Origin of the sequence: Engelhardtia mirabilis (assembly GCF_007748095.1) — a bacterium.
In the GTDB taxonomy this organism is placed as follows: domain Bacteria; phylum Planctomycetota; class UBA1135; order UBA1135.
Genome location: NZ_CP036287.1, coordinates 6,550,036 through 6,571,597, shown reverse-complemented (window position 1 = coordinate 6,571,597; position 21,562 = coordinate 6,550,036). Strand labels below are relative to the sequence as shown.

Below are 21,562 nucleotides of genomic sequence, written 5' to 3'. Positions count from 1 at the left end.
GCCGCGGCCCCGCGTGGGGCGATCCCTGGCGGTCGTGGTGATCCACGTCCGGTGTGTCCCATGGGCGTCCTGCGGCCGTCTTTCGCCCGCCGACCGACGATGGGGGCCGACCCTTCCCCATCGGTCATGGGACCCCGTCGGCGGGGATCGATCCGGAAGACAGCGCTGCCCGGCTAGTTCGACGCATCTGCCGGCGAGCAACGGGCGCCGGGTGACGCTCTCCCCAAAATTGATGCGGTGGGGGAGCGAGGTGCGACTGCCCGAGGGGTAGTCGCTCCACCCGCAGACCGCCGTCGGGCGCGCGGGTCTTCGCAGATCCAACTCGGCTGAAGGGCCAGCGGAGGGTGTTCAGGGTCCGCCGGGGCTATCGAGTGTCCTTTCGCGATCGAAATGGCCGTCCTAGTAAGTCGGAATGGCGGAGGCCGAGGGTCCGATCTACACGGGGACCTGGTCGGCTAATCGGGCGCTGATGTGGACTTGATCGGCGCGTGGCGTCGAGCGCTTTGTACTCGTGCGGCACAAGCATGAGTCGGTCCTCCGGAGGGGGCTGGAAGACACTGCTGATCGAGTCTTCCGGACGACATCGAGCGCTCCGAGGACCGACGTAGGTGTCGTTCCTCGGCCGCAGGGGCCAATTCCCCTACAAAGCTGCAATACAGCGTCCAATCGCTGAACAGGGGCGATGGGGTTGCGGCGGACCCAGGTCGCTCGAGGGTTGGCGATGGTGGCGACCATTCGAGCTCCGCTGGACGGGTGACCCCGGTCGGGGGGCGGCGTCGAATCCGTGAGGCGCGGCGTCATTGGTCGCCTGGGTTCGAGCCCGCTTCCCTGGAGATGCGAGCCTGTGTCACAAGCGGAAAAGGCCCAAAGAAAGCTCCAACCCGAGGGTCAAGAAGTTGGGCGCATGCGCTCGAAGACACCCTTGCACCGCGGTGCTCCGAAACCCACGCAAGACGCTCTCCCAACGAAGCACTCGCTGCGCGAGTCCCCTCGGCCCAGCTGGCTGTGCCCCGCCCCGGGGCGTCCCGGTCACGACACCCTCGCCGCGCGCGAGACCAGAAGCAGCCAGACCTTCCTATCCATCTGAGACCATCCATGGAACCGCTCCTGAGAATCCTGAACAACAGCGGCGTCGTCGACGCGGACCTTGCGGCCGAGTTGAGCGACAAGGCATCGAGGCCGGTCAACCCCATCGGTCGGATGATGCTGGAACGGCAGCTCCTGTCGGTCCACCAGGTCGGTGTGATCCTGGGTCGCCAAGCGGACGATCCCACCGCGCTGTTCGGCGAGATCGCCGTGAAGGAAGGCTTCTGCACGCTCGCCCAGGTGGAGAAGATGATCGAGGTCCAGACCAAGCAGTCACCCCACGTCCTCGACGTGGCCCTTGCCGACGATCGAATCGACAAGCTGGCCCTGCTGCGGATGGCCGCGGTCTACATCCGCCACCTGGAATCGCGGATCTGTGGGCTGACCAGGGCCGCAGTGCTGGAAGGCGTTTCGCAGGCGCTGCCGTCGGCCAAGCGGACGGCGGAATCCGAGCACGAAGTCGGCTGATTCAACCTCGAGGCGGCCGAAGCCGCCTTCGAGAGCACGGCTCGGTTCCGCGAGGACGCGCCAGCCCCGGTACCGTCGGCGGCGCCCGCGGGACCTGGGCCGAATCGCTGCGATCGACCGGCGCTGGATCACACTGGCGGCCGGGACGTACGCGCGCCCCGTGGCGCGTCGCCCGAGTGGCGCAGGCGCGATTGCACAGAACTTGCGGGGGAGAGGCGGACCACCGTCGACCGGGCGGGTCGGCGGTACAGCCCGAGGCGGGGGCGAACCCGATTGCGAGGATTGGGCAGTTGCACCTCCGTGAGGGTCGTGTTGGGGTCGGGTTCACCGACTGCGAGCGCGTGTTCGCTGCGACCACTGCAGCGGCGACTCGCCGTTGACGACCCCAATTCGACCTTGCCATGAGCTTCGATCCGACGTCCGCGCTCGTCACGAGCCTCGTCCTCCTCGGCCCGGCAACTGCCCAGGTCGCCGTCCCGACCGGCACGATCACCGCCAGCACATCGACCACCGGAGACAAGTTCGGCGAGTCCGTGGCAATCGATGGCGACGTGCTGGTCGTCGGCGCGCGGGCCTACTCGCAGATCGCGACCACCGCTGGGACCGCGACCATCTTCGAGCGCCAGCCCGACGGCTCGTGGCTGGAGGCTGTGACCCTCTTGCCGCCCACGCCGACACTGCTCGGGTTCTTCGGCGATGCGGTCGCCGTCGAGGGTGACACCGTCTTCGTCGCGGAGACGGCCGACGACACTTTCGCCGTGGACCAGGGGGCAGTGCACGTCTACCGCCGCCAATCGAACGGCTCCTGGCCCCTGGTTCAAGTCCTCGGCCCGCCAGGCCCCACGAGCTTCGCGTCCTTCGGAGATTCGCTCTCGGTCGACTCCGGCCGACTGGCCGTCGGCAACTTCGGCGTGTCATCCACCTCGCCGAAGGAAGTCGTGATCTTCGCACGTCAGCAGGACGGGACCTGGGCCGTCGAGGCGGAGGTGCTGCCTCCTGCGCCGACTGCGCAATGGTTCGCATGCTCGGTTGCGATCGTCGGGGACTGGCTCGTGGTGGGCGCGGCGGACGACACCGGAACGCAGACGCCGACGGCATTCGTCTACCGCCGCCGGAGCGACGGTTCCTGGCCCCTGCATTCCACGCTGCACCCCCTCGACCTGACCGGGGACCAGAACTTCGGGATCCGCGTCGAGGCGCTGGAAGTCGGAGGCGACCTGCTGGTCGCGGTGGGGGCGACCGACGTCGCTGCCGTGGACGTCTTCGAGGTCACTGCCGCCGGTGGGCCGACCCACCTCGACCGCATCGTCGGTCCGCCGGCTGAAGTCGGGACCTTCGGCTATTCGATCGTCCTCGAGGCGCAGCGCCTGATCGTCGGCGATCCCAACCATTCGTACGGACGGGTCTACGTCTACGAGAGGGCCACCCCCAATCGATGGGAACTGTCCACCGTGCTCGACCACGGCAAGGGCAACCCGGGCGAGATTCGCTACTTCGGCTGGGATCTGGCCAAGGACGCCGAGACCCTCTTCGTGGGCGAGCCCGGCTACGGTGGGCCCCTGGCGACCCAATCCGGCGAAATTCGCACCTTCGACAGCGACAGTCTGTTCCAGAGCGCGGGTTCGATCTCGGTGGCCGCGGGCGGGTCGGTCGACCTGCTGCTGGCCGCCGGTTCAGCCGAGGCGGGGCATCTGCACCTGGTCCTCGGCAGCGCATCCGGCAGGTCACCCGGGGTTCCGCTCGGTGGCGGCCTGGTGCTTCCGCTCGTGGCCGACGCCTACACGAGCCTGACCCTCGCGGGTGGGGGTGGTCTCCTCGCGGGTGGATTCGGCCAGCTCGATTCACTCGGCACCGCCACGGCCACGCTCACCCTGCCCACCGCCAGCGATCCCGCGCTGGCCGGTCTGACCGTGACCCACGCCTTCGTCACCATCGACGCCGGCGGCGCGATCGCCGACGTGGGCGGGCCGTCGACCATCGAGCTCGTGCCGTAAGTCCGAGGGCGGGCGGCGCGGAGTCCGGTGACGCCGGCCATCGCGTTGGGAACGATGGTGGCCGGCCGGACCACCGCGCGAATCAGTCGCCCAGGATCGCCGCCGCTCGCAGCGCCGGGTCGTCGGCTTCGGTCAGCGCACCGAAGAGCTGCTCGAGGCTGCCGTCATGGCCGGCGCGGGCGCGCAGCTCGGCCATGCCCCCGATGGCGAGGACGCGGCCGTCGGTGACGATGGCCATGCGGTCGCAGACCTTCTCGACCACGTCGAGTAGGTGGCTGGTGTAGATCACCGCGCCGCCGCGTCGGGCCCAGGCGCGCAGGAGCTCCTTGACGATCGCAGTCGACGGCGCGTCGAGGCCGGTCAGCGGCTCGTCGAGCACCAACAGGTCCGGCTCCGCGATCAGGGCGCAGGCGATGGCGGCCTTCTGGCGCATGCCGCGCGAGAATCCGCCGATGGGGTCGTCGGCCCGGTCCGCCAACTCGAAGCCCTCGAGCAGGCGCGCGGTGCGCGTGGCGATCTCCGCCTCGTCCAGACCGTGCAGGCGGCCGACGAGGGCCAGGTGCTGGGTCGCGCTGAGTTGCGAGTAGAGCGGCGCGCCGTCGGGCACGAAGGCGAAGTGCCGGCGCGCCTCGAGGGGCTGGGCGGCGACGTCGATGCCGGCGACCTCGGCTCGGCCCTCGGTGGGCGCGAGCAGACCCGTGAGGATCCGCACGGCCGTGGTCTTGCCCGCGCCGTTGGGACCCAGGAGGCCGAACACCTCGCCTGCGAAGACGTCGAGGTCGACGCCTCGCAGGGCGTGGACCTCGCCGAAGCGGCGCTCGACGCCGACCAGGCGCGCGACGACCCTGCGGCCGTCAGCTCCTGACCTGTCCCCGGCCTCTGCGGCGCCGTCCGTCACGGCGTCAGGCCGCGCCTTGGACCAGATGCTCCTGCAGGTGCGCGACGATCTGCTCGATGATCTCGCGCGGCGTCGACGCGCCGGCGTGGATGCCCACGTGGCGCTTGCCCACGAACCAACCCATGTCCAGGTCGGCCAGGCCCTCGATCTGGTAGGTCGGCGCGCCGTCCTTGCCGCAGACCTCCTTGAGCTTGCGCGAGTTCGACGAGTGCTGGGAGCCGACGACGAGGATCACGTCGGCGGTGGCTGCCAGGTGGTCGGCCTCCTCCTGACGCTCGGTGGTCACGTGGCAGATGGTGTTGACCACCTTGACCTCGCGCGACTTGGGCACGAGCTGGGCGGCGATCTTGCCGGCCTTCTCGGCGATCAAGGTCGACTGGATCACGATGCCGGCCTTCTTGAGCGGCGGCACGTTGGCCACGTCCTCGTCGGTCTCCAGCACCGTGCCCTTGCCGCCGGCCTCCTCGACCGAGGCCAGGATGCCGATGATCTCGGGGTGTGAGGCCTGGCCGATGACGAAGACCTCGTAGCCCTCTTTCACGAGCTGCACCGCCTTGCGGTGGATGATGTCCACCAGCGGGCAGGTGCCGTCGATCACGGTCAGGCCCTGGGCCGCCGCCTCGCGCTTGACCGCCGGCGGCACGCCGTGGGCGCGGATCACCAGGGCCGAGCCGTCCGGCGCCTCGGAGTGGTTCGACACGTGGGTGATGTCGTACTCCTGGCGCAGCTTGTCGACCGTGTAGGAGTTGTGGATCAACTCGCCGTGGGTGACCGTCGGGCGACTGGTGTCGCCGGCGGACTCCACGGCCAGGTCGATCGCGCGCTCCACGCCCCAGCAGTAGCCCGCGCTCTCGGCCACGTCGATCACGACGCTGCCGTCACGCGACTCGAACCGGTTGGTCAGGGGCCCTTCGCGGTTCGAGCGGTTGGCGAGCTGGCGGTTGGACTTGTCCTTGCTGCCTAGGGACACGGTGTTGACTCCCTTTCGTGGGCGAGTACCGAGTGGTCGAGTATCGGGCGATGGCTACCGAGCGGGCGAGCGTCAGATCGGCTTGGCGAGCTCGACCTGCAGACCGGTCTTCTCGGCGATCTGCGCCTCGATCTCGTCCATGCGGGTCTTGGTGACCGGCTTGAGCTTGCGCTCCTTGTCTTCCTTGGCGAGGGTGCCGATGCGCACGCCCCCGGGCTTCAAGTCTTCGACGTACTTGAGCCAGTTCTTGACCTCCGAGGGCGTCGAGTTGTCGGCCGCGCCGCGCACGAAGGTCGCGGTCAGGACCCAACGCTCGAGCTCGATCTTGTCGAGGTTCTCGACGATGTCCTTGAGGTCGGTGCCCTTGCGCCCGGTCAGGGCCGTGAAGCTCTTCTGGGTGCCGTACTCGAAGCGCACCAGGGGCCGGTCGAACAGGCTCAGGGTGTGGCGCAGGTCGGCGGTGTCCATGTGGAAACCGCGCGTCTCCAGGACCATCGTCGCCTTGGGGAACCACTTCTTCTGGAGCTCCTTGATGTTCTCCGCGATCTCGCGGAAGTCCCCGTGCTCCATGGGATCCCGATCCCCGGTGATGACCAGGCTCTTGACCTTGTCACCGTTCTTGGAGAGGTCGATGATCCGCCGCGCGGCGGTGGTCACGACCACGGCTTGGGTCGGGAAGGTGTCCGGCCGATTGGTTTCGCAGGTCGGCTCGATACGGATGTGGCGCTCGTGGGCCTCGTGATCGAGGGGACCCTGGACGACGCGCTCGAGGATGGCGGTCAACATGTGGAGGTCGAATTGAAGGCGCGACCGTCGCCTCGACTGGCGAAGTGGGTCGCGGAGCGGCGAGCCGGTGCTTGAGTTGTGGCCGGTCGCAGCAGGGCGATCGGAACGGGGTCACGGCAGAGCCGCCCCTGGATCGTCCGGTGGAACGAAACGAACTGCGTCGCGGTGCGAGAGGCGCGTCGGCGACCGATCGACGCCTGGCCCGGTGGCCGGTGAAATCGAACGCGACGATGGTCGTGATGGGTCCGGCGATGCTGGAGCCGTGTTCAGGGCCTCCCCAAGGCGGCCGCTGTGCTCCCGACGCCGCTCGGACGCCACGAGGCCCGATCGAGGAGCCTCTTGGCCCCCCTCTACGAGCCTCACGGGGGGATTGTAGGCCCTCCCCGCCGGAACCCCAGCATCGGGGTCGATCCCCGCGCTCGGCTCGGGGATTGCTCTGCGGTTGTCCAGGCCTGAGGTTCGACGTCAGGCCTTGCGAGCTCGGATCCAGAGGCTGCCCGCGTCGTGCCGAGCCACCTTCTCGGCGAAGCTCTCGTACCAGCGGCTGGCCTCGAAGTCGGCCTCGTCGCCGGGGCCGCGGCTGTCGACCACCCGGCGAGTTTCGACCTCGCCGAAGCCGGCCTGCTCGAAGGCAGCCCGCCACTCCGCCTCCGAGAGACGCTGCATGGGCACACCCACCAGCTCCGCCCAGCGGGCCGTGATCGGGGACTCGGTGAAGTAGTCGATCACCACGTCGGCCTCCCCGCCGCTCTTGAGGACCCGGAACAGCTCGGCCAGGCAGCGGTCCAGATCGGTGGCGTAGTACAGCGCCTCCATCGAGAAGGCGCGGTCGAAGTGCCCGTCCTTGAACTCCAGCTCCTCGAAGGGCATCAGCTCGTAGCGCGCGCGGATCGTGTAGCTGTGCAGCTCCTCCGCGCGGCTCAACATGCCGGGCGCGACGTCGACGCCCACCGCCTGCACGCCCGGGCCCAGCTTGGCCAGGATGCGCGTCGCCCAGCCGTTGCCGCAGCCCAGGTCGAGGATCTGCTGGCCGGGCTTCACGTCCAGGCTCTCGATCACTTGGCCGACCACGTCGCCGTGGCCGGTCTCCATGTCGCGGTCGCGGCCGGCCTCGGCCCACTGGGTGAAGGTCTCGGCGATCTTGTCGCGGGTCATCGTCAGCTCTTGTTCTGCTTGCTCCAACTGTCGCGCAGGGACACGGAGCGGTTGAAGACGGGGCGGCTTGGTGAGTGGTCGCCTGAATCGGGGACGAAGTACCCGAGGCGTTCGAACTGGTAGGACTGGCCGGGCTCGACGGCGGCAAGAGCGCGTTCGACGACCGCATCGGTGACGACCTCGAGCGAGTCGGGGTTCAAGTTGCTCGTGAACGACTCGCCCTCGGGCACGTCGAGCGGCGCCGGCTCGCGGAACAGGTTGTCGTACAGGCGCACCTCGGCGCGCACCGCGTCGTGGGCGGAGACCCAGTGGATCACGCCCTTGACCTTGCGGTCCGCGGGCTGCTTGCCGTCGTAGGTCTCGGGGTCGTGGGTGCAGCGCAGCTCGACCACCTCGCCGCTGGCGTCCTTGACTACCTCGCGGCAGGTGATCACGCAGCCGTAGCGCAGGCGTACGTCGCCACCGGGCTGCAGGCGGAAGTACTTCTTGGGCGGGTCCTCCATGAAGTCGTCGCGCTCGATCCACAGCTCCCGACCCAGGTGCACCGGTCGCGTGCCGGCGGACTCGTCCTCGGGGTTGTTGATTGCCTGACGCTCCACGACCTGCTCGGCGGGCCAATCCTCGATTACGACCTTCAGTGGCCTCAGGACCGCCATGCGGCGCTCTGCGCTCAGATTGAGCTCGTCGCGCAGGGCGTTCTCCAGCTTGACCAGCGGGATCGTGCCGTTGAACTTGGCCACGCCCGCGTCGTCGATGAATGTGCGAATCGACTGCGGCGTGTAGCCCCGGCGGCGCAGGCCGCGCAGGGTCGGCATGCGCGGGTCGTCCCAACCGGACACGAAGCCGTCGGACACCAGTTGCTGCAGCTTGCGCTTGCTGGTGATGGTGTACTCCAGCTCCAGCCGCGCGAACTCGATCTGGCGCGGGCGATAGGGCACGTCCAGGTGGTCCAGGAACCACTCGTACAGCGGCCGGTGGTTCTCGAACTCCAGGCTGCAGAGCGAGTGGGTGATGCCCTCGATCGCGTCCGACTGGCCGTGGGCGAAGTCGTACAGCGGGTAGATGCACCACTCGTCGCCCGTGCGGTGATGGTGCGCGCGCTGGATGCGGTAGAGCACCGGATCGCGCATGTTCATGTTGGCCGCCGCCATGTCGATCTTGGCCCGCAACACCTTGGCCCCGTCGGGGAACTCACCCGCGCGCATGGCCGCGAAGAGCGCCAGGTTCTCCTCCGCACTGCGAGCGCGGAAGGGACTGTCGACGCCCGGCGCGTGACCCGATCCGCGCTTGGCGCGAATCTCCTCGACGCTCTGATCATCGACGTAGGCCAGCCCCGCGCGGATCAGGTCGCAGGCCCACTCGTAGAGCTTCGGGAAGTAGTCGCTGGCGAAGTACTCGCGGTCGCCCCAACTGAAACCCAGCCAGGCGATGTCCTCGCGCATTCCGTCGACGTACTCCTGCTCCTCCTTGGAGGGGTTGGTGTCGTCGAAGCGCAGGTTGCAGCGGCCGGCGTACTGCTCGGCCAGCCCGAAGTTCACGCAGATCGCCTTGGCGTGCCCGATGTGGAGGTAGCCGTTCGGCTCGGGGGGGAAGCGGGTGTGAAGGCGCCCTCCGTTCTTGCCCGCGCGCAGGTCGGCCTCGACCTGGACCTCGATGAAATTGAGGCGTTCGGCCGGCTCGTCATCGGGGGCGTTCGCAGTGTGTTCGGTGGCCATGGCAGAGGCTCGTGAGGCGCCGACGGGGTGGCCCGGCGTGATTTCGGGCCGAACAGGATACGTCCGTCGGGCCCTGCGGGGGAGATGCCGGTCGCGATCGGGAAAGGCGGGAATCGTGTCGACCTTCGCAGCCGGTAGAAACGCGAAGCGAGAGTCCGACCAAGTGCCTGCCATGAAGCCCCAACACCTCCCGTCCCTGTGGGCCGCCTCGGTGGCCGTGGTCCTCGTCGGCTCATCGGCCGCGACCCAGTCCTTTCCCGCAAAGTTCAGCCCGGACCCGGTCACGGACTGGGAGGGCGTCCACGGAGGTCATGAGTCGGCCGTGGAGCTGCTGGCTGGAGACTTCGACTCCGACGGCCGGGTCGACGCCGTGGCTCGCACCAGTGAGGGGCGGGCCTTCCTGGTCGACTCGGTCGGTACGCGACAGGGGCGAACGACGCTGTACGAACTGACGGGCGGAGGCTCCGAGCATGTGGCCGACATGGCCTTGCTGGCTTCGAGCGGCCCGGGCGATGCGCTGCTCTCCGCGGGCACCGGGGGCATCCTCCACTGGCGCTGGAGCGCGACCGTCGACGCCTTGCTGCCGACCGGGATCACCGCCCCCGGCGAGGCCTACTCACGGGTCGCCGTCGGCAACCCGGTGCCGAGCAACTACCGCATCGCCTACGGCCTGAAGGAGGACCTGCGTACGGTGGTGCCGCTGATCTTCTTGGGCGGGTCGGGCAACTTCTTCGCCGCCATGCCCGGCTTCAATCTGCCGGAGTGGGCCAACGCAATCGCCGCCGTCGACCTCGATGGGGACGGACTCGCCGAGCTTGCCGCCGTGGGCGACTTCGGTCTGCGGATCAGGAATTACCTGGGCCTCGTGGTGGCCGACTACCCCCGCGGCGTCGCCTCCGTCGCGCCGGACGCGCTGGCGGTGTTGGTGGACCAAGGGACGACCGGCGAGCAGCTCGCATGGCTGGCCCAGCCCGCGGGCGGAGCCGAGTTGTGGACCGTGGGCCAGGGCTTCATCCGCGCGGACGCCGATCCGGCCGTCGACCAGGTGCTGGCCATGGACAGCGGCGACCTCGACGGGGACGGACGCGCCGACCTGGCCTTCGTGGACAGCGCTGAGGGGGCCCTGTACCTGCTGCGTGCGACGACCACGGGGGCCTCGGCGCCTCGCTACTCGGTTGCCGGCGGCGGGTCGCTGCGGCTGGTCGCGACGCCGGTCGGATTCGCGCCGATCCAGACTGCCTTGGCCGCCGGGGCGGCAGTGGTCGACCTCGACAATGATGGCGACGCCGATCTGATCGAGTTTCGCTCGGACACCGACAGAGCCGAGTTCGTGATCGAACGAGGCGACGGCGTCGAGGCTTCGAATCGAGCGCCCATGCTCGACCCAGGGGGCAGCGGTGCGTGGGCCCTGGGTGGGTCCGGCGACTATCGGGTGCAGCTGGAGTTCGACCCCCCGGCGGTCAGCGCGGGTGGCGACGAGGTGCTGTTGAGGTTGTGGCACCGGCCGAGCGAAGGCCTGTCGCGAGTGGCGCCGACGCCCTCCATCGAAGTCACGGTCCCGGCGAACTCCTGGCCCTTGCAGTTGCAGTACGACCTGCAGATCGGCGCCGCCGAACACCCCGTGTGGTACGCCGAGTTCTGCCTGGCGGATTCGACCACGGGCGAGCTACTGCCCGCCGGGATGTCCGTGGTCGCGGCGAGCTACTTCACCTCGGTCGCGTTCCAGTCCCTGCCCGGTAGCACGCTGTGGGGCGGGCCAGCACCGTCCTTCGGCGCCTCGACGGTCGGCTCGTCGGGCACCGGACCCGTGCCGCGCGTGCCGCCGCCGCCGCCGCCCCCCGCGCCGCCGGATCCGACGCCGGTCAACCCCTGAGCCTCGGACGCTCGTCGATCGCGCAGCGGGCGCGCCCCCATCGGGGGCGCGCCCGCTGCGCGTCGAGGTCGAGTTTTGGAATCGCTGTCGGCCGAACGTCGCGCCATCGACGCCCTCGTCCGTCGTCCGTCACCCGGGCGACCGCCGAGACCCCGTTCTTCCACCGATTCGAAACCATGTACTGTTCACCTCGAAGCCTCGTCCGCCGTTCGCTGTTGACTGCATCCACACTGGGCCTCGCAGCAGCGAGCGTCACCGCCCAGGAGTGCGTCAACGATCTCCTCGCCGCGCAGCCGTCCGAGTACTTGACCGGTTGCGACCTGGCCGCCTCCACCTGCGACCTGGGTGGCTTCACCAAGTTTCGAGTCGCCGGCGGCGGCTACGAACTCCAGGGCAAGATCGAGGAGCTGGCCCTGTTCCCGCCCTTCCCTCAGACCGAGCACTGGGTCATCGAAGTCGGCCCCGACCTCGAGCCCGCCCCGGGTGTCGTCGAGGTCTACGACCCACTGATCATCTACTCCGACTCCTTCCCCTTCGGCCTCACGCTGGTATCGAAGTGGGGGCCCGACACGGCCACGATCGACGGCGGCGGCGTTCAGCCGGCGATCTACGTGGACAACTTCTCCTTCAGCGGCGGGCCCCTGCGGATCGGGTTGGCGACCGCGTCCCTGGATCCGGGGGCGGGGGTCGATGACCTCCTGCCGCCCGCCGACTACGAGGGTTGGCACGGCTTCACGATCACCGGCGGCGTGGCCGACAACATCCTGTTGACGGTCGAGGATGGTGGAGGCATCCACGTGCCCGGCTACGGCAGTCGCCTGGACATCGTCGGCAACGTGGTCACCGGCAACGCGGCGCGCGAGACAGGCGGCGGCATCTACCTGCGCGACGTCTCCCAGGGAGTCGTGGCGCTGAACGAGATCGAGGGCAACACGGCCGGCGCGTTCGGGAACTACGCCGGCAACCCCCTGCGTGGTGGCGGCGTCCACCAGTTGCGTGGTTGCGTGGACTACGTGGCGAACATCGTGCACGGCAACGACTTCGGCGAGCAGATGCTGTTCCTCGAGCCCGAGCCCCCGCGCCAGGGCGGCGGCGTCGCCGCGACCCTGACCGGCGGAGGTTTCGTCGAGCTGGCCCAGCTGTGTGGCAACTACGTGCACCACAACGCCGCCGAGGAGGGGGGCGGGGTCTGGATCGAGCTGTTCACCAACGGCGGCCATTCCCAGGGGCACCTGCAGCAGAACATCTCCGCAGCCAACGAGTCCTGGTCGCCCAGCGACAACCCCAAGGGCATCTCCATCGACGAGGCCTACCGGGGCGGAGGCGTCTGGATCCGCGCGCGTAGCTCGAGCGGCGGCCTGATCGATCACGGGGGTGAAGGACCGATCGTCGTCGGGGGCTTCTTCGCCCACTCGTCGACCACGTCGCCGGCTCCCGGTGGTGTGGCCACGGTGCCCTTCCCGGACAACAGCATCAGCGCGACCCTGTTCGACAATCGACTCCTGGACAACACCGTCGCCAACCCGGGCTTCACCACGAGCGTCGTCGACGACGTCGGTGGAGGCCTCTACTGCGACGTGGAGCGCAACGACGACAGCGACCGAGTCAGCCTGTTCGGCAATGCGGCGATTCGCAACACGGTTCCCGACGCTGGGGGCGGCTTCTACCTCGACAACCCCTCGACGTTCACGCCGCCGGTCACCGGGGAGCTGTTCCATAACACGCTGGCCTGGAACGACGTCACGGGCGCGGCGGGCGATGGTTCGGGGGTTCACTTCACCGCGCCCACTCGCTTCGACGGCTCCAGCAACATCATCTTCCACAACCGCATCGCGGGAGTCGAAGGCAACGATGACAACTGGTTCGGCGAACCCGGCGTGGTCGACGACCTGCGCTTCACGCAGATGACCCTGGTCGTGCCCCCAGGCAGCGCCGACTTGATCGGGGTCGCGAATGACGACGCGGCTCCGCTGCTGTTGCCGTCCGACTACCACCTGGCCGACGGATTCAGTCCGGTGATCGATGAGGCCGAGGATGGCATCACCCTGTTCCTGGGCGTCGATCTCGACTTCCACCCGCGGGTGATCGATCGCTTCATCCTCGGGACCAGCACGGGTGCCGACCGCGGCGCCGACGAGTTCATCGCCTTCCGGCGCGGCGACGTCAACGCGGACGGGTGCTTCGACATCTCGGACCCGTCGTACCTGTTGAACGCCCTGTTCGTGCCCGGATCACCGAGCCTTCCGTGCCCAGCGGCGGCGGACATCAACAACGACGGACCGATCAACATCGCGGATGCGATCTTCATGCTGGCCTACCTCTTCAGCGGCGGCGCTCCGCCGCCGGAGTTCGGCCTGTGCCTGACCGAGGACGTCGGGCCGACGCCCCAGCCGATCGGCCTGGGTACGCCCTGCGACTGCCCGTGAGCCCAGGGGCGCCCGCCGCTCAGCGGACGCGATGGACCAGCCCGTAGGCGTGCAGGAGTGCGGCGGCCGGAGTCTCCGGTCGCCGCGCTCGCAGTGCCTGCTGGGCCTCGGCCAGGGCTCGGGCGACGCTGACCTCGCCCGTCAGGAGCCGCGGCTGTAGGACCTCGAGCAGCTCGAGCAGCGCCGCGTACTCCACGTCTTCGTGGGCGACCACGACGCAACTCGCGCCCCCGTCGATCAGGGCACCGATCAAGCCGTCGAGGCCGCCCTCGCCCATGCGCGCGGCGCTGCGGGCGGCCTTGCAGGCGGCGACCACGACCACCGGCGGCAAGGGCGCGATGGTCGGCACGTCCTCGGGCCACAGGGTCGACGGGCCGTCGGGGCCGGCGGCGAGTGCCAGGCCGCTCGAGAGCTCGCGCAATCGGTCGAAGCGGCCGTGGGTGACGATCGTCAGGAGGTCCCGTTGCTCGAGCTCCGCGGCTGCGAGGCCCGCGAGACCGGCCTCGTCGGCGGACAGGACCAGTGGGTCCGTCGCGCCGCCGAGGAGTCGCTCGAGCACCGCGTCGTCCAGGGGGATCGCTTCGAGCAGCGGATCGTCGAAGGTCGGCGCCACGACCAGGGCCAGGCGGCCGCCGCGGTCCGGCCGGGCCGGGCGGCGCGCCAGACGCATCCCGGTGGAGAGTGACGGCAGATAGCCCAGGTCGAGGACCTCGCCGAGCAGCTCGCCGCCCTCGAGCGGCAGCAGCTCGAAGGGCACGTAGCGCACCAGGTCGAGTCCGATCACCGTCACAGCACGCCATTCGAGCAACCGCTCCAGGGCGTCCTGCGGCAACAAGGCCTCGCGCAGACGCGCGGCTTGCGCCGTCCAGGCCCGCGCCGCTCGATCGGGGGCGAAGGCCTGTTGGAAGCGAGCACGCAGCTCGTGCAAGCGCCCGATCGGCGGCAAGCGGTGGTGCCGCGTGCCGGCGGCATCGACGGTCAAGAGGTGGGTCTGCACGGCCGTGGGCAGGTAGATCAACTGCCCCTGCCCCTCGGCCAACAGGGTGCCGCGCAGCTCCTCGACCGTACCCGGGACGTAGCCCGCCAGTCGCGCGCGCGATCCCGTCGCCTGCAGCCGGTGAATCCGGTCCAGGGCCAGGTCGGCGCCACGCTCGGGTCCGTGGACCGCGAGCAGCAGCTCGATCAGCTCGCCGACGAAGCCACGGTGCTCCTCGAACTGCAGGAAGCCCAGGCCTCCGGGTCGTGGGGGGTCCGATGTGAGGGCTTCCAGGAAGCGATCGAAGGCGGCGTCGGTCCGCTCGAGCACGCCCAACAGTTCCGCCGGCGACGTGGCCAGGCGTCGGCCCAGGTGAGCCTCGAGCCGCGCGCATTGGGCCTCGTCCGAGCGCGGCAGGGGGCCGTCCGCACTGGCTCGAACCGACTCGAGGCTGCGCGTGGCGAGGTCCAGACGACCTTGCCGGGCCTGGGCCGTCGCCAGGCGCAGGCGTGCCAGGCGGCGATCGGTGGGCCGTGTGGCGGGGTCCTCCTCCACTTGCACCAGCAGCGCCATGGACCGCTCCTGCGAGTCGGAGTCCTGCGCGCCGCGGACGCCGAGGCTGATCGCCTGTACCAGGCGCAGGGCGCTCGCAGTGGCTGGGAACTGCGCCGTGTCAGGCTGCTCGAGCAAGGCCCGTACGTGGTCATCGAGCCGGTCGTGCTGCTGTGCGGCGAGCAGGAAGTTGGCCCGCTCCTCGGCGACCTGGGCCAGCAAGCCCGCATCGCCCGAATCCGCGGCGATCAACGCCAACGCTGCCCAGTGCCGCGCGGAAACGTCCATCAAACCCCGCAGCCGCGCGATGGCGCAGCGTTGGAGCCCCAGGCTGAGCTCGAGCTGCGGCAGGCTGCCCGGGCGCTCGGCGAGCAGCTCCGCGGCCCGCTCGCAGGCGCGGTCGGCCTCGGCCAGCGAGCCCGCGGCGCGCGCCGCGACGGCCACTCCGACCGCGATCGGCGCGCGGTAGGTCGGGTCCACCTGCTCGTCGTCCAAGAGGGGCCAACCGATCTCCAGGACCGCCGCCCAGCGCTCGCGCCGGAGCAGCAGTTCGATGCGAACCCCCGCGACCCACGCGTGGGTGGCAGGATCGTCGACGGTGACTTCGACGGCCCGCGCCAGCAGGCGGTCGAGGTCGCTCTGCGGCAGGGCCGAGGGGTGATCGAGGGCGACCGCGCCCACCAAGCGGGCGAAGGCCCAGGCCAACTCGACCGGCGAGCCCACCAGCCCGGCGCTCGGATCCCCTTGCAGGGCCCGCTCCAGTTCGGCGATCAACTCGGAGGCCTCGGTTGCGGCGTCCGACTCCTCCGGTCGCAGACGCGCCAGCAGCTCCGTGGCCCGGACCGTCGCGCGCTGCTGTCGGACCGCCGCTGGCGTAGCGCCCGGCGCCGCCCACAGGGGCGCAACTGGGAGCAGCAGCGCGAGCAGGTTCAGCGCGAGCGCGACGCCGCCGAGCCGATGACGACCTCGTCGAGGCTGACCGGATCGATCTCCGCCACCTCCCACCAGATTCCCGCCGGCGCCCCGTTGATCCGGGCCAGTTGCTCCGCGTCGGGCTCCCATCGCGGCGCATCGTAGACCTCGGCGACGATGTCGGGCGGGCCCGAGGGCCGGGGCGCGAGCCAGACCCTGACCTGATGGGTGAGCCCGACCGGTGGTCCGCCGCGCCAGGTGAAGGCGTCGATCGTCTCGACCTCGCCGACCGGTGCGAACTGGCGGTCGACGGCGCCCTGATCGAGCATCAGGCCTTCGCCGACGCCGCTGCCCTCCGGGAAGAAGGTCGGCGCCAGCACGGCGAGCACGACCGCCGCTACCGCGCCGGCGATCCACCACCACGAGAGCATCGGGCCGCCCGGGGCGCGCCAGGGTTGCTCGGGCGCCGCGCCGCGCGCACTGGCGTCGATCGGCGTCGAGCCCTCCATCGCCTCCAAGAGGGCGGCGATGGCGTCGTCCTCGTGTTCCACCGGCCCGCTCGCGAGGGCCTGGCGCGCGAATGCCTCGCGGGCCGCTGCGCCGTCGGCCTCCAAGCGCTCCTGGACGCCACGCAACTCGGCCAGCTCCGCATCGTCCGCGCCCTCCCAGAGCCGCTCGGCACGGTCGATCAGCTCGTCATCTCGGGGGTCGTCGGCCATCAGCCTCGCTCCTTATCGGCGCTCGGGGCGTCGGGGTCCGGGATCCAGCGTCGCAGCTTCTCGAGCGCGCGGTAGTAGTGGGTCTTGACGCTCGAGACCGAGATCCCGATCGAGCTGGCGATCTGCGTCGCCTCGAGTCCTTCGAAGTGCCGTAGTCGAACGATCTGCCGCTCGCGCTCGGGCAAGTTCGCGAGCCAGGCTTCACCCTCTTCGCGCATCAGCCCGGCGTCCAGGTCCACGCTCGGAGCGGCCGGCTCGACCTCGGCACCCGCTTCCACCGGCAGGCCCCGCGGCCGTCGCTGGGCCCGCCGAAGCTCGTTCATCAGCTCGAGGGAGCAGAAGCCATAGGCCCAGGCTTCCAGGGATGACCGACCCGCGAAGGTTCCGAGCTTCTTCCACAGGCGCAGCAGTGCGTCCTGGGCCAGGTCGGCCACGTCGTCCGCGTTCAGGGGGCCTCCCATCTGGGCATTGCGGGCGGTCAGGATGCGCGGGACACAGCGCATTCGTTCGGCGAAGCCCCGCCGCGCTGCGGCGTCGCCCGCGAGGGCGGCGCGGGCCAGGGCCAGGTCGATGTGCGGTTCTCGACCCGCGGCGGAGCCGCGCGCGGCTTCAGCCTCGCTCGGATGCGTCGAGGTCGGCTCCTCCGGTCGACTCCGATCGCGAGAATTGTGCACGGCGGGTGGAGCATAGCGGCCCGATCGGTGCCCTGGCACCCTGGCCCCGATGGGCGCCCCCGAGCGACTTTGGATCCTGGGTCAGCCCGGGTCGGGCAAGAGCACGCTGGGGGCGCGCCTGGCGCCGCAGCTCGGGGCCCGATGGATCGACCTCGACGAGCTGCACTGGCTGCCCGGTTGGCGTGAGCGACCCCAGGCGCAGACGGCGCAGCTCCTGGCCCAGCAGCTCGAGGTACCGCGTTGGGTGGTCACCGGCAACTACGCCAGCCTCTCGGCGCCGCACTTGCACCGGGCCGACGTCGTGGTCTGGCTCGACCTCGACCTGGGGGTGCTCACCCGTCGCCTGTTGGCGCGCTCGATCCGACGCGCGTGGACAGGCGAGCAGGTCTGTGGCGGCAACCGCGAGCGCTGGTGGCGCCTGCTGCACCCGACCGACTCGATCCTGTTCTTCATGTGGCGCGTCCATCTGGGTCGCAGGCGTCGCTACGAGGCCCGTCTGGCCGGCCTGAAGCACGTTCGGCTGCGCAGCCCCGGCGCCGTCGAGGCTTGGATCGAGGGCCTGCTCGGCTGATTGCGTCATCGAACCGCCGCTGGAGCGATCTGGTGCTAGGTTTTCTTGGAAAGGCACACCCGTGGAGCCTCCAAGCGACGCTTTCAACGGACCTCCATTCGACCCCGACCTTGCGCTCCGACCCTCTCCAATGCTCGCTCGCACGCTCTCCCCGTTGGCCCTTGGGGCTCTCGTAGCTGGATCCGCCGTCGCCGAACCCTCCTGGGCGTCGTCGGCACCCTCGAGGCTCGTCCCCGCAGTCGCGGCACCGGGCGTCGGATTGCCCGCCGCAGCAGGGCCCGCCCACGAAGGCGAGGGCGGATTCCCGCCGTCCTTCGAGGGCGTCGACATTCCCGGGAACCTGGTCTACCCGGTCGACCTGACCTTCGCGCCCAACGGCGACATGTACGTGGCCGAGAAGCTGGGCCGGGTCTACGCCTACCGCAACGATGTGCTGCAGACCAAGGCGGTGCTCGACATCCGCGACATCGTCAACAACGACGGCGACCGGGGCCTTCTGGGCATCGCGCTCTCGCCGGGGTTCGTGCCCGACCTGGGCGACACCTCTTGGCTCTACGTGCTCTACACCGAGTCGCCGGTGCCCGGCCAGGACCTGGCCTACAACGAGAACGACCAGTACTCCCACGGTGTGCTGGCGCGCTACCGGGTGGACGATTCGAGCGGCAAGTTGGTCGCCGTTCTCGCGTCGCGCGAGACGCTGCTGGGCGAGCGCCTGCCCGACGGTTCGGCGCCGGACGCCTTCGCGTCGCTGCACAACTCGCACGCCCAGGGCACGCTGGTGTTCGCCCCCGACGGCAGCCTGTTGGTCTCCCACGGCGAGGGCGCGCACCACAACTTCAAGGACCCCGGGGGCGTCAACGCGCCGGGCTTCGACGATTGGATCCATCCGGTGACCGGCCTGCGCGGTCAGATCCCGCGCGAGCAGGACTCCGGCTCCTTTCGCTCCCAGGACCTGCGCTCCCTGTCGGGCAAGGTGCTGCGGATCGACCCCGACACCGGCGCGGGCCTGCCCAGCAACCCCTTCTTCGACGGGGACCCGACCAGCAACGCCTCGCGCGTCTGGGCCCTGGGTCTGCGCAATCCCTTCCGCATGGCCCTGGTGCCGGGGACGGGCTCGACGGACCCGTCCGCCGGCGATCCGGGCACGCTGCTCGTCGGCGACGTGGGCGCCGGGCTGTTCGAGGAGATCGAGTGGCTCGACACTCCGGGTCTGAACTTCGGTTGGCCCTGCCGCGAGGGCAACGAGCCCAACAGCGGCTACGAGATCTTCACGGCTCCCGACCCCAACCCCTTCGGTTGGCCGGTGTGTTCGACGCCGCAGCAGGGCATCCCCACCGATCCGATGATCGGCTACCACCACTTCGACAACTGGAAGTCCTTCCCGCCCGGGGTCTACAAGGACGAGAACGGCAACCAACTGCCGGGACTGCTCGGCGGTTGCATCATCGGCGGCGCGGTCTACCCGGGCGGCAGCTACCCGGCCGAGTACGACGGACTGTTCTTCTTCGGCGACTACTCCGGCGACTGGATCAAGACCCTGCGCTTCGACACCGCCGGCAATCCGATCGAGGTGCGTGACTTCTCGGTGGCCAACGACCGCATGGTCGACATCGAGGCCCATCCGGTGACCGGGGACCTGTACCTGGTGCAGATGGGGGCGAACTGGGCCAGCGGCCACGTGGTGCACCTGCGCTACGGGCAGAACCTCTCGCCGACGGCGGTGCTGACCGTCGACGCACCCAGCGGGCCCTCGCCGCACACGGTCCAGTTCGACGCCTCCGCCTCCACCGACCCCGAGGGCCAGCCCCTGGCCTACACCTGGACCTTCGACGACGGCAGCGCTACGGTCCAGACCAGCGTGCCGACGATCGCGCACACCTACACCCAGAGCGGCGTCTTCCACCCGGTCGTGCGGGTCGACGATGACCAGGGCCTGTTCGACCTCGCGACCGTGGCCATCGCGGTCGACAGCCTGGCGCCCACGGTGTCGATCGCATCCCCCGCGACGGGCACGGCGATCGACTCGACCCTGACCTCGTTGACCCTGAGCGGCTTCGGCAACGACTCCCTGGGCGGGCCGGTGGACCTGGGTTGGCAGGTGGACCTGCACCACAACGTCCACGTCCACCCGGCGATCTACGCCGACTCCACGCCGAACGCCACCGCGAGCACCACGGTCCTGCCCCTCGACCCCCACGGCAACGGCAGCGAGATCATCCTCTACGAGGTGCTCTTGACGGCTTCGAAGTCCGATGGCTCCAGCTCCACCGATCGCGCGTGGTACTACCCCGCCGACCAGCTCCTGGATCCGATCGGCACCGGCCAGCTCGTGTCGCGGCTGGGAGAGTTGTCGCCGCCCGTCTCCCTGGGACTCGGCAACCCCGACCTCGAGGTGATCCGCGACGGGCAGCTCCCCGACGTCGGCACCCACGTCGGCGATTGGATCGACACCTTCCACAACGGCGACCAGGGCGACGACGACTGGATCGGGATGGTGATCCCGGCGCGGCCGGAGCCCTACGCGCGCTTCGTGTCGCTGACCTTCACCGAGGGTCCGAACTTCACCAACGGCGGTTGGTTCGAGGACGTCGACGTCGAGATCCTGAGCGGCGGGACCTGGACGCCGGTCGAGGACCTGGTCGTCGCGCCGCCCTACCCGGTGGGCGACCAGGGCCTGGACTTCGAGACCTTCCAGTTCAGCTTCACGCCGCGCTACGGCGAGGGCATTCGCCTGCGCGGCAAGCCGGGCGGCGTCGACGGGTTCATCACCTGCTCGGAGCTGCGCGTGGGCTTCTTGACCACGGCGGCCTACGACACCGAGCGTCGCGACCTCTCCGATCTCGGCGAACTGCTGCTCAAGGTCGACTTCCTGAACCCCTCCGGGTCGCTGGGCCTGGGTAATCCCGATCGCGAGCTGTTGCGCAACGGGACCATGCCCCAGGTGGGCTCCGCCAGCGAGTGGGCCCAGTACGCCACGTTCCATGGCGGCGACCAGGGCAGCGAGGATTGGCTCGGCTACCGCTTCGAGGATCCGCAAACGCTGCAGTCGATCCTGTTCCAGGAGGGCCTGCACTTCTCGAACGGCGGTTGGTTCGAGACCCTGCGCGCCGAAGGCAGGCTGACCAAGGACGACCCCTGGCAGCCCCTGGCCGGGCTGTCCATCGATCCCAGCTTCCGCAGCGGCTTCCAGGGCGGCCAGAGCTACGAGACCTTCAACCTGATGTTCGCGCCCACGATCGTGCGCGACGTCCGCATCCTCGGCATCCCCGGGGGCGCGGACAAGTTCGTCACGGCGGCGGAGCTGCGCGCCTTTGGCCCCTGGTTCGACCAGGCCGTCTGCGGTTGGAGCGCCTACGGGGATCTGTCGAATCCGCACCTCCACATGTCGCTCGAGACCCAGACCCCGCCCCTGCCGGGCTATCCGATCCTGATCGAGGTCGCGGACGACGAGCAACCGGAGGCGGCGCCCGGTGCGATGTTGATCGCGGCGCAGTCCGCGAGCATCAACCTGGGCAGCGCGCTGCTGCTGATCGATCCGTCCCTGGCGAACCTGTCACCCCTGTCCTTCGACGCCCTGGGGCAGGCGAGCTGGTTCGCGACGATCCCCGACGACCTGGCCCTGGTAGGCGTCTCGCTCTACCTGCAGTGCGGTCGCTTCGCACCGACCTATCCGGGGGGCGTGCGCTTCTCCACGGCCTTGGAGATGGGCGTGTGCCAGTGATGGTAGGACGCCCGATTTGGCCGACCACCGAGCCGATGGGACCCCTGCTAGTGTTCTGATCCAGGA

At 69.7% G+C, this 21,562-nt stretch carries 14 protein-coding genes; 6 read left to right on the top strand and 8 right to left on the bottom strand.

Going from position 1 to position 21,562, the window contains the following annotated elements:
- Positions 1-1,095 precede the first annotated feature (1,095 nt).
- Together Pla133_RS24205 and Pla133_RS24200 are read left to right on the top strand one after the other, a co-directional pair.
- Positions 1,096-1,554, top strand: a complete 459-nt coding sequence (locus Pla133_RS24205; RefSeq protein WP_145070169.1) for a hypothetical protein — start codon at positions 1,096-1,098, stop codon at positions 1,552-1,554.
- Positions 1,555-1,955: 401 nt separating this feature from the next.
- Entirely contained in the window at positions 1,956-3,548 is a 1,593-nt protein-coding gene (locus tag Pla133_RS24200) for an FG-GAP repeat protein (protein ID WP_145070167.1), read from the top strand.
- Between the two features lie 82 nt (positions 3,549-3,630).
- Here the strand turns inward: Pla133_RS24200 and Pla133_RS24195 are convergent, their stop codons facing one another.
- The 5 genes from Pla133_RS24195 to Pla133_RS24175 all read right to left on the bottom strand — a co-directional run bounded on the left by Pla133_RS24195 (position 3,631) and on the right by Pla133_RS24175 (position 9,072).
- Positions 3,631-4,446: an ABC transporter ATP-binding protein gene (locus Pla133_RS24195; protein ID WP_419191915.1), complete on the bottom strand. Its 816-nt coding sequence runs from the start codon at positions 4,444-4,446 to the stop codon at positions 3,631-3,633.
- Between the two features lie 4 nt (positions 4,447-4,450).
- Positions 4,451-5,416: a 4-hydroxy-3-methylbut-2-enyl diphosphate reductase gene (ispH, locus tag Pla133_RS24190; RefSeq protein WP_145070163.1), complete on the bottom strand. Its 966-nt coding sequence runs from the start codon at positions 5,414-5,416 to the stop codon at positions 4,451-4,453.
- A gap of 72 nt (positions 5,417-5,488) precedes the next feature.
- Entirely contained in the window at positions 5,489-6,202 is a 714-nt protein-coding gene (locus Pla133_RS24185) for a radical SAM protein (protein WP_145070161.1), read from the bottom strand.
- 465 nt (positions 6,203-6,667) lie between these two features.
- Positions 6,668-7,357 (bottom strand): class I SAM-dependent methyltransferase, encoded by a 690-nt coding sequence (locus tag Pla133_RS24180; RefSeq protein WP_145070160.1) that lies wholly within the window; start codon positions 7,355-7,357, stop codon positions 6,668-6,670.
- Between the two features lie 2 nt (positions 7,358-7,359).
- On the bottom strand, positions 7,360-9,072 hold the full coding sequence (locus Pla133_RS24175; protein ID WP_145070158.1) for a glutamine--tRNA ligase/YqeY domain fusion protein: 1,713 nt from the start codon (positions 9,070-9,072) through the stop codon (positions 7,360-7,362).
- A gap of 172 nt (positions 9,073-9,244) precedes the next feature.
- On the opposite strand from Pla133_RS24175, the gene Pla133_RS26750 reads away from it, so the two are divergent.
- Both Pla133_RS26750 and Pla133_RS24165 read left to right on the top strand, forming a co-directional pair.
- The gene (locus Pla133_RS26750) at positions 9,245-10,945 is read left to right on the top strand and encodes an FG-GAP repeat domain-containing protein (RefSeq protein WP_419191914.1); all 1,701 of its coding nucleotides are present in this window, start codon (positions 9,245-9,247) and stop codon (positions 10,943-10,945) included.
- A 215-nt stretch (positions 10,946-11,160) separates the two neighbouring features.
- Positions 11,161-13,371 carry a dockerin type I domain-containing protein gene (locus tag Pla133_RS24165; RefSeq protein WP_145070156.1) on the top strand — a complete coding sequence of 737 codons (2,211 nt, stop codon included), beginning with the start codon at positions 11,161-11,163 and terminating at the stop codon, positions 13,369-13,371.
- Positions 13,372-13,390: 19 nt separating this feature from the next.
- Here Pla133_RS24165 and Pla133_RS24160 read toward each other — a convergent pair whose 3' ends face one another.
- The 3 genes from Pla133_RS24160 to Pla133_RS24150 all read right to left on the bottom strand — a co-directional run bounded on the left by Pla133_RS24160 (position 13,391) and on the right by Pla133_RS24150 (position 17,204).
- The gene (locus Pla133_RS24160; protein WP_145070155.1) at positions 13,391-15,673 is read right to left on the bottom strand and encodes a CHAT domain-containing protein; all 2,283 of its coding nucleotides are present in this window, start codon (positions 15,671-15,673) and stop codon (positions 13,391-13,393) included.
- Positions 15,674-15,828: 155 nt separating this feature from the next.
- A complete protein-coding gene (locus tag Pla133_RS24155; protein ID WP_145070153.1) occupies positions 15,829-16,530 on the bottom strand; it encodes a hypothetical protein in 702 nt (233 codons plus the stop codon).
- The gene (locus Pla133_RS24150; RefSeq protein ID WP_145070151.1) at positions 16,530-17,204 is read right to left on the bottom strand and encodes an RNA polymerase sigma factor; all 675 of its coding nucleotides are present in this window, start codon (positions 17,202-17,204) and stop codon (positions 16,530-16,532) included. Before Pla133_RS24150 ends, Pla133_RS24155 begins: the two co-directional genes overlap by 1 nt.
- 49 nt (positions 17,205-17,253) lie before the next feature.
- On the opposite strand from Pla133_RS24150, the gene Pla133_RS24145 reads away from it, so the two are divergent.
- A complete protein-coding gene (locus Pla133_RS24145) occupies positions 17,254-17,775 on the top strand; it encodes a shikimate kinase (protein ID WP_145070148.1) in 522 nt (173 codons plus the stop codon).
- A 259-nt stretch (positions 17,776-18,034) separates the two neighbouring features.
- A complete protein-coding gene (locus Pla133_RS24140; protein WP_419191913.1) occupies positions 18,035-21,496 on the top strand; it encodes a PQQ-dependent sugar dehydrogenase in 3,462 nt (1,153 codons plus the stop codon).
- The last annotated feature ends 66 nt before the right edge of the window (positions 21,497-21,562 follow it).